Here is a 14,796-nt window from a genome sequence, read left to right as displayed (position 1 = left end):
CCCCCACTACGCAGGCGTATGGGAGGGGAGACTCATGCAGCGCAACATTTCCTTGGCGGTGGCCGGCGCGCTGGCGCTGTTGGCGGCGGGTTGCCAGCCGAAGGCGCCCGAGACGGCCGTCGTGGCCGCCGCCGACGCGGCCTTCGCCACCACCCTGCAGGAGCGCCTGCTGGACGCCAAGCCGGGCGACGTCATCGAGATCCCGGCCGGACGGCACCAGTTCGACCGCAGCCTGACCCTGCGCGCGAACGGGGTGACCATCCGCGGGGCCGGCATGGACAAGAGCGTGTTGAGCTTCAAGGGCCAGAAGGCCGGCGCCGAGGGCCTGCTCGTCAACGGCGACGACTTCACCATCGAACACCTCACCATCGAGGACTCGAAGGGCGACGGCCTGAAGATCAGCGAGTCGTCCAACATCACCGTGCGCGGGGTGAAGGTGCAGTGGACCGGCGGCCCGAGCACGAAGAACGGCGCCTATGGCATCTATCCGGTGCTGACCAAGAACGTGCTGATCGAGGACACCGTGTCCATCGGCGCATCGGATGCCGGCATCTACGTGGGCCAGTCCGACGGCGTCATCGTGCGGCGCAGCCGCGCCGAGCAGAACGTCGCCGGCATCGAGGTGGAGAACACCATCAACGCCGATGTCTACGAGAACGTGGCCACCGGCAACACCGGCGGCATCCTGGTGTTCAACATGCCCGGGCTGTCGCAGCAGGGCGGCAACATCCGGGTCTACAACAACAAAGTGATCGCCAACAACCACGAGAACTTCGGCGCGAAGGGCACGCCCGTGGCCAGCGTGCCGGCGGGGTCGGGCATCGTCATCAATTCGAACGACGACATCGAGGTCTTCGGCAACGAGATCCGCGACAACGCGACCGCCAACATCATCGTGTCCAGCGTGTACTCGACCGGCTACAAGGACAGCAGCGCGTCGCCGAACTTCGATCCGTACCCGGAACGCATCTACATCCATGGCAACACGCTCTCCGGCGGCGGCGATTCGCCCGACGGCTTCGACCTGAAGGCCCTGAAGGTGGCGACCTACGGCCTGGGCGGCAGCTTCCCCGACGTGTTGTGGGATGGCTACTTCAACAAGGACCGCAAGGTGGATGGGAAGACGGCGGGTCCGCAGATCTGCCTGCGCGACGTCAGCGGCGTGGTCAACGCCGACGGCCCGGGTGGCTACAAGAACCCCAGCAAGGATGCGAAGACCCACGACTGCGAGCTGCCCCGGTTGCCCGCCGTCGATCTCAAGCGCGGGTAAGGCATGCCTGAGCGATACCGCCTCGCCGTCCTGCTCGTCGTGGCCGCATCCTGCCTCGGGTTGGCCGCGTGCCGCCCGGCGCCGCGCGTGCACTTCTTCGCCGAAGGGCAGCCGAAGACGTTGGATGAGTGGGGCGTGCTGCGCATCGAAGACGGGAAGCTGCGCCTCAACGAAGGCGTGGTGCCTTACGACCTCAATACGCCATTGTTCAGCGACTACGCGCACAAGCTGCGTACTGTCTGGATGCCGGCGGGAACGTCGGCGGCCTACCAACCGGAGCAGAGTTTCGATTTCCCGGTCGGCACCATCCTCAGCAAGACCTTCTACTACCCGCTGCCCGCAGGGACGGCGTGGGACGGCAGATCCGTCGCGCGCACGCCGCCATCGCAGTCGTCGCTGGAAGGTGAAGCGCTCGACCTGTCCAAGGTGCGCCTGATCGAAACCCGCCTGCTGGTGCATCGCGCGGAAGGCTGGGTGGCGCTGCCTTACGTATGGAACGAGGCGCAGACCGAAGCCACGCTCAAGCGCACCGGCGAACTGGTGGCGCTGGAACTGGTCGGTGCGGACGGTGCGCGCGAAACGGCCGACTACCAGGTGCCGGACCAGAACCAGTGCGGCGGTTGCCACATCACCGACAACAAGTCGCGCAAGCTGCTGCCGATCGGGCCGAAGGCGCGCCACCTCAATCGCGACTTCGACTATGCGGGCGGTCGCGAGAACCAGCTCGCGCACCTGGCGCGTGTCGGCTACCTGGCGGGCGTGCCGGCGAACCCGCCGCGGCTGGTGGATGCGATGGACGCGACGGCGCCGCTGGAGGCGCGCGCGCGCGCCTACCTCGATGTCAACTGCGGCCATTGCCACAGCGCGACCGGTCCGGCGATCACCTCGGGGCTGTGGCTGGATGCCGGCACGCAGGACCGCTTGAAGCTTGGCTTCTGCAAGCAGCCGATCGCCGCAGGCAAAGGCACCGGCAACCGCCTGCACGACATCGAGCCGGGCAATGCCGCTGCGTCCATCTTCGAATTCCGCATGGACAGCGACGACCCCGCGATCATGATGCCGGAGCTCGGGCGCTCGGTCGTGCATCGCGAGGGCGTGCAGGTGATACGCGACTGGATCAACGCGCAACCGGGGAGTTGCGAGGTCGCGGCAGGGAAATCCGTGAACATGCTGCCGGTGCGGTGAGGCCGGCGTCCGCACTAACGCTTCTTGGGAGGGAGTGATGAAAGTGACGCAACGGAATCTGGTGGTCGGGCTGCGGCGCGCGCTGTTCGGCAGCTGCGTGGTGCTGGGGACGGGTGGCACGGCGTGGGCGCAGTCGACGCCGCAGGGCGAACAGGACGCCACCAACCTGGACACCATCGTCGTCACCGCGCAGAGCCGTCAGCAGGAGCTGCAGGACGTGCCGATCGCGCTGCAGGTCGTCGACCAGCAACTGCTCGACGACGTGGCGGCGGACAACCTCGGCGACATCGATGCGTTCGTGCCGGGCCTGGTGGTCGATGCGGTGCAGCCCACCCAACCGTCGTTCCGACTGCGTGGCGTGGAGACCAGCGACTTCGGCATCGGTACCGATCCGGCCGTCGGCGTGTTCGTCGATGGCGTGTACGGCGGGCGCGGCGGCGGCGTGCTGCTGCCCTTCGTCGATGTCGAGCGCATCGAAGTGCTCAAGGGCCCGCAGGGCACACTGTTCGGCCGCAATACCGCTGCGGGCGCGATCTCGCTGATCACGCGTCGCCCGCAGAATGAAACCGAGGCCCGCCTGCGCCTGCGCCTGGGCAACTACGGCAAGCAGTACGCCGATGCGATGTGGAACATCCCCACGAGCGACAACTCGGCCCTGCGCTTCAACGCGCTGTTCAACCACAGCGACGGCTGGTTCCAGGACGGCGCGACCGGCAAGGACCTGGGGGGCGAGAACGTGTGGGCCACGCGCGCGGCCTGGCAGGTGGGGTTGGGCGAGAACACGACCGCGCTGATCAGCTGGGATCACGAGAGCCTCGACCAGAATGGCCGCGTGACCACCGGGATCGTGCCGTTGCCGGCCTATCCGCAGCGCCCGCCGGTGCCGGTGGACCCGGACGACTACCTCGATCCCCGGGACGTGCCCACCTACAGCGACGCCACCAACGCCGAGTGGCGCACGTTCGATGGCGTCACCCTGATCCTCGATCACGCGCTGAACTGGGGCCACCTGACCTCCACCACCTCGTGGCGCCAATACGATTCGTTGAACCAGACCGAGGAGGACGGCACCAACCGCGCCGACCTGTACATCGATTCGGTCAACACCGAGAGCAACGAGACCTTCTACCAGGAGTTCAAGTTCGCCGGCAGCAATGCGCGGCTGGACTGGGTGGCCGGCGCCAGCTTCTTCAAGGAAGACGCCGACCAGACCAGCGAGGTGAACACGAATACCGAGGCCGTGGACAACATCGTCCGCAACCTGGGCATCGCGCCGACGCCGGATGGCAGCCTGTTCGGCTTCACGTCCATGCTGGCGCAGATGGCGGGCATTCCAATCTCGCTGGTCGGCGACCGCTGGAACGAGCGCTTCACCAACACGCTGTCGACGACCGCCTATGCGGCCTTCGGCGACGTGATCTGGCGCGCCACCGACAAGCTCAACCTGACCTTCGGCCTGCGCTACACCCGCGACGAGAAGGATTTCACCTGGCTCAACACGCCCCGCAATGCGCCGGAGCTGGAAGCCAAGCTGGCCCTGCTGGAGTCGCTGGGATTCTTCGACGCCTTGGCGCAGATGGGTATCCCGATCACCCGCGAGACGCTGACGTTCGACATGGCGTTCATCGATCCGCCGGCGATGGTCAACAAGGGCGTGCTGGTGCGCGACAAGCGCAGCTGGAGCGACTTCAGTCCGCGCTTCGTCGTGGACTACCACGTCAACGACAAGACCATGGTGTTCGGTTCGCTGGCCAAGGGCTACAAGGCCGGTGGCTTCAACGCGCTGCAGATCGGGCCGGCGTTCGAGAACGAGGACGTGTGGAACGCGGAAGTGGGCATCAAGCAGTCGTTCGGCCGCTTCTCCTACAACGCCTCGCTGTTCCACTACCGCTATGACAACCGCCAGTCGATCCGCCTGATCGATCCGGACCCGGACAATCCGGTGGACATCCCGCGCTTCGTGTTCGACACCGGCGACCTCGAGGCCACCGGCATCGACTTCGACATGCGCTGGAAGGTGACGGATGCGCTCACGCTGGACGCGCAGGCCGAGTGGATCGACTCCACGTACAAGGACTACGTGACGCCGGAAGGCGTGGACCTGGATGGCGAACCGACCGGCGAGCCTCGCTTCACCGCGTCGGCCGGCGCGGCGTACCGGATGAGCCTGGGCGACAACGGCGACCTGCGCTTCTCCGCACGCCATGCCTACCGTGGGCGCGCGCGCTGCAATGCGGGTTCGGATCTCCAGGGCGACTGTGGCGTGAACGCGCTGCTGGACATCGGCGAACCGCGCGAACGTACCGATGTGAGGGTCGGCTGGACATCCGCGCAGGGCACCTGGAGCTGGGCCGTCTACGGCAACAATGTGTTCGACAACCAGTACGTGAAAGGCCTGAACACCTATGGCCGCGGTCCGCTGGGTGTGGTGGGCGCGACCATCAGCGAGCCGCGCACCTACGGGATGGAAGTGGCCGTGAAGTTCTGATCCGCGCGGCGACGCGTTGGACGTGGGCCCCGGCATCGCGAGATGCCGGGGTTTTTGTTTGCCGCCGATCCCGGCATCCTTGTGCGATGCCCGTGCGTCGCAACGTCCCCGTCGTCGATCTCTCCGCCGAACCCCTGAGCCGCCTGCCCGGCGTCGGCCCGCGCGTGGCCGAGAAGCTGGCCGCGCGCGGCCTGGCGACGATGCAGGACCTGTGGCTGCACCTGCCGCTGCGCTACGAGGACCGCACCACGCTGACACCGATCCGCCTCTTGCAGCCGGGCGTGCCAGCGCAGGTGGAAGGGCGGGTGGAGGCGGTGGAGCGTGGATTCCGCTACCGCCCGGTGCTGCGCGTGGCGGTCGGCGACGAGGGGCATGGGACGCTGGTGCTGCGCTTCTTCCATTTCCGCTCGGCGCAGGTGGCGCAGTTCGCGGTCGGTACGCGCATCCGCTGCTATGGCACGCCGAAGCCGGGGCAGCACGGGCTGGAGATCATCCACCCGAGCTACCGCGTGCTGGGCGATGGGGACGAGGCCGCGTTGGGCGATGCGCTGGACCCGATCTATCCCGCCGTCGAAGGTCTGGGGCCGGCGACCGTGCGCAAGCTCATCGGCCAGGCGCTGGAGCGCCTGCCCGAGTCCGATGCACTGGAGTTGTTGCCTCCTTCGTTGCTCGAAGGCCTTGGGCTGCCGTCGCTGCGCGAAGCCCTGCTGACGATGCATCGCCCCCCGCGCGATGCGGACGTGGCCGCGCTCGCGTTGGGCACGCATCCGGCGCAGCGCCGGCTGGCGATCGAGGAGCTGCTGGCCCACCACCTCAGCCTGCGGCGGCAGCGGCTCGCATTGCAGCAGCATCGTGCCCCCGCGCTGAAGGGCAAGGGCACGCTGGTGAAGGCCCTGGTGAAAGCCCTGCCGTTCTCGCTCACGGGCGCGCAGCAGCGCGTGTTCGCGCAGATCCGCGAGGACATCGCGCGTCCGTCGCCGATGTTGCGCCTGGTGCAGGGCGACGTGGGTACGGGAATGTTAGCATCGATGGGCGTACACAGAAGACCTTTTCGATGCAGAAGAGCTCCAATAGGCTACCAAAGCCTGAAGGAAAGAGGGCGGGGCTTACCTTAAGCGCTCAGAGTAAGCGGGGTGCCCTTCGATGGCATGTCAAGTTGTTCCTGGCGTACTTACTAGATGCCATCCAGGAGTCCTGGCGGGAAGGCGCTCGGGCGCGCCGTCCAAAAGACATCAAGGCAACGGTGGCTGTCCACACCAAATGTGGCGCGATCCAAATCCCCTTGCTTCGGCCAGCAGGTGGATGGACTGAAAAGCTTCTGGAGCGCATTCAATCCACATTGAAAGAGCAGGCTGATCTCGTGTGGGTCGGAGCTACACAGTGTTTGGAAAGCGAAGCGTTTCCCCGCTCTTCACTGAAAGCCCTGGTGACGCGTCTAGTGGGGCGGGTTTATCCGCCCTCTAGAATGGAAGCGGTGATTAAGAAGATGGAAGCATTCCTCGCAGACTATGCAATCTGCGAGAAGCGTAACGAAGCGAAAGTCTGCCATGCCAGCGCAATCATCGAACAAGCCGAAGCCCGCGGCTTCTCTAGCAGCGCGATAAGCGTAACGCCAAAGGGGCCACGAGCGCGCCTGGTTGTCATCTTCTCGCAGCTACGGCTGCGACTTCCCGGCGGCCCTGGAACCGGGGAGTGGGCGGCACTTCAAGAGAGAATGAACGCGGCCGCCGTCAAATTCAAAGCGTGCCAAGGCAACTTAGTCTTCCTCCCGACAGAGAACAACCCCCACGGACGTAGGACATACCCAGGGTACGTTGTGGACTTCGAACAACTGGGAGTTCGGCAGGGCGGCCTCTTGACGGAAGTGTTGGATGCGATGCCAACTCCCGTAAGTCATCAGTACTTCCAAAGGCTGATGCGTCACGTTGAATGGATCTGCGCGACGTCGTGCATTTCGCAAGCTAGGGTTCGTGCAATCCTAAGCTCACGATCTGACATTCTTCAGGAAGATGATCTCCAAGTTCTCACCAATGCACTGATCTCATGTTGTGATGCCCGCCCTCTAGAGCCGCGGTCAAGAAGCGGCTACCTGAGCGCGTTCCAAGAGGCCTTTCATGGCGCATTTCAATCGCTAGGAACTCGTGCGAGCAAGGTTCAACTGGATAGCACGAAGCACTGGGCGAGAAGAAGTCGCGGACTCATCAGTGAGGTTGCCGATCCTGGAGCGATATCGCCGGAGAACCGCCCTCCAATCATTCACGTCGTAGGAGGTGATGGCGCACTGAGTAGAGAGCGTGCTGCGGAACACTTGGAAGATAGGCTGAAGCGTATCGAGAATGCGTGTGACCATGCATTAGCAGAGTTCATCAACTGGCGGAAATTCATGCTTCGCGCCGGTGAGATGGGCGTTGATGACTCTTTCCGGTCCTACGTGGATCAAATGAAGGGGCTTGGTGACGGGCGAGAGGATTTCCGGCAATGGCTGAGAGGTGCTGCCACTGAGGACATTGCAAGAGTCACCTTCTTTGCCGCTCAGAAGCACGAGCTTTATCGAGAGGCTCGCGATAGGGAGCTTCGTTCGAATGTCCACCAAGGTCGCTTCAACCGCGCATTCGGACGGATCAGCGAAGAGTACCCAGAACTGGTGAACTGGTGCGGAGGTCGTTCATCACCATTCTACTCTTTTGCCATTCAAATGATCTGGTGGGTGCCACGCTGGGTTCAGTTGGCAATTGAAATGAAGATACAGATAGTCACTTCATGGAATCGCGACACGGTGAAGCATCTGGAGGCTAATGGGGTTCGTCGCGAGGGGGCGCGATTGGAGTTCCAGTCATTGAAGGGAAAAAATGGAGAGATGGAAAACGCCAGTGTGGAGCCGGTCGATAAGCTCCTTCAGGCTGGCATCGATCTTATGATTGAGCACAACGCCAACGTCGATCGCTACTGGTCTCGCGAGTCGCCAGGCTTGTTTGTTACCTTCATCGAGAAAGGGGTGGGCCGTCGAGTCTTTGGGCGAGGTACAGACCATAAAATTCTGTCGAGATTCATTGCCTACTACGAGCTTCCGCACTTTACACGGGAGCAGCTTCGAAATCAGAGCGCGGGTGCTGACTATCTTAGCCATGACGATCCACATGCGACACAAGGACGCCTGGGGCACACAAGCATCAGGACAACTGCGGGCTATCTTGACGGCACCGTATTTCGGGTATTGAACTCAGCCAACATTGCGAAGTTCCAGAAGGTGCTAAGCGCCTCGATTGTGTGGGCCGCTGGTGGCGAGGATGCGGTGACAAAGAGCGGGATGCCTCTTTCGTACGTGGACAAGAGGCTGCTATTTCCCGTGAGTGACAGTGCGGTGACGGATCGTCTGATGCCGCCGGAGTGTGACGTCTGGATGGTTGACCCAGAGCAGCCTTTGGTACTGGACAAGATCAGGGTCATGCATCTCATTCGACAGAGGGCCTACTACGCACAGAACTGGCAAAGATTACGCGCTGAATCATCGGAGAGATTCTCCAAGGTCCATCTTCCACGGATCGAGTTTACAGCCGCACTCTGGGCACTCATCTCGGACTCCGAGTATGCGTGTTTGCTGGAGCAGAGGGTATGAAAAAAGGCGTGAAAGTTGACGCTGGTTTGATTGCGCCATCGCCAAACCGAGATTCAGATGAGGGCGCTTGGCCCACGGGAGTTGCACGAGATAGAAGGATTCTAAGCGATTGGAATGACCCGGTTCTACGGGTGGCCAACGGTGACAAGATTAGGCTCATCGACCTCTCCCGAATTCCGCTGCCAGCCAATGGTCCTGACGGACCCTTCTCGGAAAGCTTCACTCTTGGGAAATTTCCGCACTGGGTAGATGTTGCGCGCGCGCAATTTTGCAACGTTCTGTCAGCCGGGACCGGGCATGACGCTCTAGGTAAAGCGGTCAACTCGCTCAATCATACGTCCAGGTTTTTCGCATGGTGCGTGAAGAATCGGATCTACAAGTTGGCCGATGTGACCTTGGACGATATGAGGAGGCTGGCGCTCGAGTTGCAACCCAAGGGGTGGTTCAGCGCCCTAAACACGGAGGCCGAGCTGAGGGAGCTAGTCAGGCGCTGCGAAGACGATAAAGCCCTACTTCTGCAGGTTGCTTCATCTCATGATGGGGCGACTTGCAGCATCTCTTCGGAGCGACTCTCCTCTTACCTTGGATACGTAGTCACATCGCGGGAGTATCCGATGTTCCTCCGTAAGGAAATAGCTGGTCTGATGCAGAAGGTGACAGTCGGGGCGGAACGGAGAAGCGACGATATGCAGCCCTGGTCCGAGGCGTCGTTCAAGAACTGCTTCGGTGCACTGAATGGACTTTGCATTCTTCCCGCGACGCTTGACAGGCTGAGCTTTGAACCCTTCGCTAACGCCCGGCTTCATGCGCGCCTTGCCAACGGGATTCCGGATGGGCGGACCGCCAACTTGACGGTGGAGGATGCTGCTAAGTTGCTAGCGGAGTCGCTTGAGTGGCTTTACAACAAGGCTGATGCAGTTATCGAGCTCGTGGCGTTCTGGCGAGAGACGCTTGTTGGGACAGCATCTGAGTACAAAGGCGAGGCGAACGTCAGCACGCGCGTGAATGCAGCGATACGTGAACGATACGCAGAGCTAAAGTCGCGTGTGGACTTTCCCTATGAAGTGGCCTCGTTCACCACTGCAACCGGTGAGAGCATCTCCCTGCTGGTGAAGAATCTCTTGACGGCGGCTTTCGTCCTGATTGCCATTACGCAAGCAAGAAGAAAGAATGAGGTAGTCGGAGAGGGGAGTCGGCCATGGGGCATCTACGCGGCGTGCCTTGAGAAGATTGATCCCGATATCGATGCATATGCCCTGGACATCTACATCGAGAAGACCTGGAATGCCTGGATGAAGATGCCGGCATCAGCGCTGACGGTGCATGCAGTGGACGTGCTGACAAGATTGAGGGCCGCCGCTCTTCCCGGCGAGGAGGTCGGAACCTCGGATCAGGATAGGCGTGCCCAGAAGCTGTTCTCCTTCCCCGGCAGCGCGGCGCTTCTCGGGGATGCGAGCGCCATGTTTGGTTTTTCCTTTGACGAACACAGCGGGGAACTGTATTCGCTGGCGGGAGTTGCTGATTCTGAACGCAAGACTCACATGTTCCGACGTTTCTTTGCGCTGGTGTACTTCTATCGATGGGAACACCCCAAGTTGCAGGCCTTGTCGGAGTTCCTTGCACACTTTGATCTCGAAACGACCAGGGTCTACATCACCGACCCAGCCATGCGAGACAAGGCAGATCGAATTGAGGCACTACATCGGCACAGAGCGGATTGTTTCCCAGAGCAAGAGATGTCAGAAGCCCAGCGCCACTACGCGGATGCGCAGTTGGATGCGATGCTAACTTCCGACGGTGCCGGGGGGCCAATGACGAGGCGTGTACATCGTTGGATTCAGCGCATCTGGCGGCACGTCGAGTTTCCTGATCGCGACCCAGCGACCCTGAAAAGCGAAATCCGAAAGCAGTTTAAGAGCAGGGGGTACGCGCCAACCCCGATGTCTCATGGGGTCTGTTGGGCGGAAGAATCTGGCGCGCGGGTCGGCTTGAGAGGGCGTTGTAGCAAGGAGGGGACAATTCGTAGGGAGCTGGCAGGAGTGGATATCTGCGGCGCCTGTGTATTTCACAGTACATCGAGCTCCTTTTTGCTGAACGTGGAGCAGGATGCCAAGCGCCTGGATGAGCAGGCAGCTCTGGCAACCGACCCGCGAGAAGCGCAAGTTCTTCGCGCCACCGCCTCGTGCTCTCGAGAGCTTGTAGAGTTGGAACTGTCGCTTATCCAACGTCAGCGATGCCCACTGACCAAGCCACCAGGAAAGAAGGTGCCGGAATGAGTGTCTCTGATCAGCATGTTTCACGTCGCTTGCGTGCTCAGGCAGATCTTGCCATGAGTGCAAAGAAGGATCTCATGACGCGCTGGGCGCGTGATGGAGTTCCCGTGTGCGTCGGCTCGGAGCATCCAAAACAGCTTGAGTGGTATCCGACCAGTCTTCGGAGCTTCAGTGCCTGGGATGGTAGTCAGAACTCTGCGGCGGTCCGTGAGTCCGAACCGCTTCTTCGCAAGACGGCGTTCCAAACGCTCAAATCTAATGCCTCGCTGCATCTGGCTATCAACCAGTTGCTTCGCCAGTTGGAGGTCACAGCCGAAGCTTGTCGGAGAGCCTTGAATCCTGAGCTTGCTGTGGAAGATGCAAAGGAGAAGGCGGAGGTCGAGCGCGCTAAGCGCGCCGGAGCACTACTGGGGTATCGTCAGGCAAGAGCCGAAGTCCGCACGGCCCGGAGAGATCTCGGTGCCGAGAAGAGGGCGCACCAGGGAACCTTGGGGCTGCTAAGGGAGAAAGAGCGCGAACTGGCTCAGGCACATGAGCAAATCGCAGCGCTAACTAAGACCTTGCGTAAGACGACGAGCCTCAAGTCGGTTCGATAGATGATGCCGCCAGAACAGAGACAGCAAATCACCGCCATGTATCACCATCATGACCTCGCTCCTGGCCTGGCACTTGCTGTGGCTCTGGGTGCGGGTATAGAGCCCGCGAAGGGCTTTAAAAAGCTCCAGTCCACGGGCCTGGTGGAGCGGTGGCAGGTACCGCTCTACCTTCCGTCGCGCTATCTAGATGCGCGAGTACCCATTGAGCGCTTCTTTGGCCTTACCGGCCAGGGACAGGAAGTTGTAGTTGTGGGACGTTACGCAGGCAACATGCGTACGAAGTGGGGTGCAGGGCGCTGGGGAGGCAAGCGCAGCCCGCAAGCGCAAGGGGCACTCCTTGATGAGGAGGGGATGCAGCTACGTTTCTCGGTCTTCGGCGATGCGCGAACGCTGCAGAAGACACTCGAAGAGTCCGAGGGGCCGATCGCACTCGCGGGTACGCTTACCCAGGTGGGCGCGCATGTCTATTTGAACAATCCGACATTGCTGGATCAGAGTCTGATTGGTGCGGTAGTGCCCCACTACCCAGGCAAGGCGCGGGTGCTGTCCCTGGCCATGGCCCGTCGAGTCATGGCAGCTCTACTGCCGTCTACCATCCCCCTGTGTGCTGCAGAACTCCGAGCAAGGGCACGAGCCTTTGTGAGCGACGGGCAACTGAGAAGACTGCTGGGAAGGCCCGAAGGAACCCTAGAGGACTTGCTGGTTAGAGCCCACTTCCCTTCGTCGCCGGACGTGGGAGAGCGCGCGCAATGGCACCTTGAGCGTTTGTCAGCGCTCATCACGGTGGGGGATCTTAGGGCAGCCAAGCAGTGTCCAGTCGCGGTGAGAAAGCCGCTGGCCCTCTCGCCTTGGCAGGATCTCGCATCGCGTGCGCCTTTTGTCCTCACGCACGAGCAGGCTAGGGCGGTCGATCGCCTGACAGAGCGCTTTGGTGGGACAGAGGCGTCCTCTACCTTAATCAATGCCGATGTCGGCATGGGGAAGTCGATCGTCTACCAAATGGCGGTTGCCTCCGCTGTCCGTTCGGCTGCACGCGCGGCCGTTCTCCTGCCCAACGAACGACTGGCTGTGCAGGCTCATCAGGAGATCTGTCGTCTATTTCCTGAGTTCGATGCCGCCCTGGTTACCGGGAAGACGAATGATCGAGCGATGACGAACGCGCGTTGGCTCGTCGGAACAACGGCCCTACTGTTTCGTGACATTGGCCACTTGGATGTGTGCGTCATCGATGAGCAGCATCGCTTCTCGGTGGAGCAGCGACGTGCCTTGGTAAAGGATGGAACGCATGTTGTCGAGATCAGCGCCACTCCTATTCCTCGCACACAGGCCATGCTGCTGTACGGGAAGTTGGATGTGCTGCGATTGACGGAACGCCACAGTCCGCAAGACATCCGTACCCAGATTGTGCATCGAAACGGCACATCGGACATGGTTGAGCATCTCAGGAGCCTGCTGAATGCAGGCGCTCGAGTTCTGATCGTGTGTCCTCGGAGGGAGGAGGGGGAGGACGATGAAGGGCCTGACCTTCCATCGGTGGCGCGCGTGGCACATAAGTGGAGCACCATGTTCCCTGGATTAGTGCGCGCCCTGCATGGGGCCTCGGGTGAGGCGGATGTACACCAGGCTTTCGAAGACATGGCAACGGGCGCTGCCCGCATCTTAGTCGCCACAACCGTGGTTGAGGTGGGCTTGAACATTGCCAATCTGCGAGGCGTCGTTATCGTCCATGCAGAACGCTTTGGTCTGTCGCAGTTACACCAGTTGCGTGGGCGCTTGGCACGGGAGGGGGGAGAGGGTCACTGCTACTTGTACCTGCCCCGCGCGGTGGGTTTAGATGCAGATGTAAGGCTACAGGCGCTGGTTGATACCAACGATGGATTCGTTCTTGCCGAACACGACATGAGAATACGCGGCATTGGGGATGTCTCAGACGCCGGTGCTCGCCAGCATGGCAGCGCCGGTAGCCTTCTGATGAATCGCCAAGTAGGTATGTCCACTGTCATGGAGATCATGGAGATGCTCGGTGACGAGGACTGAAGCTTTGGTGGAGTGGGTAGGAGTCGGCACTGAGCGTTTGCCAGTCTTCTACAACGCGAAGCTACGTCTCATGGACGAGTTTCATGACTACGTGTGCTATGTCGCCGAGACCGAGGCCAAGAGTGGATCGAGCCAAGCGTACACATCCAAGGTGCAAGCAGTGTCATACGCGTTGCTGGCGTGGCTGCGATTTCTGGACGGCACAAGCGCCAGTTGGAAGGATGCCGACAATGCCAAGCTACGGGGATTCAAAGATCTTGCGCTTAAGCGGGTGAAAGCATCGGTGCGTGGCAAGGGGAATGAGAACGCAGCAAAGCGAACGGTCAATATCCAGCTCAAGTGGATCTACCGCTACTACGCTTGGGCAGAGCGGACGGAGCGATGCGGAACGATTCTTGGGCCCGGCGAAGACGCGCCGATCAAATCGACACTCAACATGCCCTCGGCTAACAGTAAACGGAAAAGTGGTCTGGACAAGAATGCCTATCCGCTGCTGTTCGGGAGATTGGGGAATCGATCGGGTGCTCAGTACTTTGCGAGCGGCCAAGACAAAAGGAAGGTCGCGGAAGTCCTGTCCGAGGCAAACGACCCTTTCATCGCTGAGCGAAACCTCATCATTCTTGAGCTCGCATCACGTGTAGGTTGGCGTGCCGGCACAATGACGTTTCTGGAGAGCGGTGACTTTCCAACGCATCCGAATGAGAAAATGCCTGGCGATGGCGTTCCGATCCGACCCGCGATTCAGAAAGGCGGACACTCTGACTCATTTGGCGTTCCTCTAACGCTTGCTCTACGCATCTCACGATTCATTCAATGGCGAGAGCGCTGGCTGATTCAGGGGGGATGGAGTGAGAAAGAAGCGAAGGGTCGACTCTTCGTGAGTGGGAAAACCGGCACGCCCCTGGGCAACAAGACGATAACGCAGATGATTGGCTCTGCTTTCAGGAAAATTGGGGTTGAGGCCGGTCGCGGCGCGGGCGTTCACTCGTTTCGTCGCAAGTATGCAGAGGATTCCACGCGCGACGATCTTTCCTCGCGGCGCGCGGGCGGCTACTCGACCGCGATGGAGGATGTCATGCACGGCACCGCTCATAGGCTGGGGCACAGGAGCTTGTCCTCTCAAGTGGCCTATCAGCGAGCAGTCCATGCCAGTACGCATAAAGACCACACACATGAGCTGCGAACGAGCTTGGAAGAAGCCGAATCAGAGCTCGCAGTAGCCAAGGCGGAGAACGCTGCGCTGCGGGCGGAGCTATCTCGACGAGGCGCTCCTGCTAACCCGAAAGGCGGAAAGAAGAAGTTGCGATAGGGCGCACGGCGCCAGCGACTAC

Annotated in this window: 8 protein-coding genes and 1 pseudogene; all 9 read left to right on the top strand. The window is 61.3% G+C overall.

Translation table 11 applies throughout. The features are described from left to right. The first annotated feature begins 34 nt into the window (after positions 1 to 34). The 9 genes and pseudogenes from ASD72_RS19750 to ASD72_RS21165 all read left to right on the top strand — a co-directional run bounded on the left by ASD72_RS19750 (position 35) and on the right by ASD72_RS21165 (position 14,774). The gene (locus ASD72_RS19750; protein ID WP_056881697.1) at positions 35 to 1,270 is read left to right on the top strand and encodes a parallel beta-helix domain-containing protein; all 1,236 of its coding nucleotides are present in this window, start codon (positions 35 to 37) and stop codon (positions 1,268 to 1,270) included. Positions 1,271 to 1,273: 3 nt separating this feature from the next. After that, positions 1,274 to 2,455: an SO2930 family diheme c-type cytochrome gene (locus ASD72_RS19745; RefSeq protein ID WP_056881696.1), complete on the top strand. Its 1,182-nt coding sequence runs from the start codon at positions 1,274 to 1,276 to the stop codon at positions 2,453 to 2,455. Positions 2,456 to 2,492: 37 nt separating this feature from the next. Next, the gene (locus ASD72_RS19740; protein WP_056881695.1) at positions 2,493 to 4,943 is read left to right on the top strand and encodes a TonB-dependent receptor; all 2,451 of its coding nucleotides are present in this window, start codon (positions 2,493 to 2,495) and stop codon (positions 4,941 to 4,943) included. 86 nt (positions 4,944 to 5,029) lie between these two features. Continuing rightward, positions 5,030 to 5,959 (top strand): annotated as a pseudogene (locus ASD72_RS19735) (OB-fold nucleic acid binding domain-containing protein); the annotation flags it as partial. A gap of 140 nt (positions 5,960 to 6,099) precedes the next feature. Further along, the gene (locus tag ASD72_RS21170; protein WP_155944770.1) at positions 6,100 to 8,559 is read left to right on the top strand and encodes a hypothetical protein; all 2,460 of its coding nucleotides are present in this window, start codon (positions 6,100 to 6,102) and stop codon (positions 8,557 to 8,559) included. Positions 8,560 to 9,173: 614 nt separating this feature from the next. Beyond that, positions 9,174 to 10,835 carry a hypothetical protein gene (locus tag ASD72_RS19725; protein ID WP_155944769.1) on the top strand — a complete coding sequence of 554 codons (1,662 nt, stop codon included), beginning with the start codon at positions 9,174 to 9,176 and terminating at the stop codon, positions 10,833 to 10,835. Next, on the top strand, positions 10,832 to 11,428 hold the full coding sequence (locus ASD72_RS19720; RefSeq protein WP_162108743.1) for a hypothetical protein: 597 nt from the start codon (positions 10,832 to 10,834) through the stop codon (positions 11,426 to 11,428). Before ASD72_RS19725 ends, ASD72_RS19720 begins: the two co-directional genes overlap by 4 nt. Continuing rightward, positions 11,429 to 13,465, top strand: a complete 2,037-nt coding sequence (locus ASD72_RS19715) for a DEAD/DEAH box helicase (protein WP_056881691.1) — start codon at positions 11,429 to 11,431, stop codon at positions 13,463 to 13,465. It begins immediately after the preceding gene. Beyond that, entirely contained in the window at positions 13,452 to 14,774 is a 1,323-nt protein-coding gene (locus ASD72_RS21165; protein ID WP_235578071.1) for a hypothetical protein, read from the top strand. The genes ASD72_RS19715 and ASD72_RS21165 overlap by 14 nt, the downstream gene beginning before the upstream one ends. The last annotated feature ends 22 nt before the right edge of the window (positions 14,775 to 14,796 follow it).

The sequence above is a fragment of the Pseudoxanthomonas sp. Root630 genome, from assembly GCF_001427585.1.
Taxonomy (GTDB): domain Bacteria; phylum Pseudomonadota; class Gammaproteobacteria; order Xanthomonadales; family Xanthomonadaceae; genus Pseudoxanthomonas_A.
The sequence above is the reverse complement of the archived record's forward strand: the minus strand, read 5'-3'. Positions and strand labels throughout refer to the sequence as shown.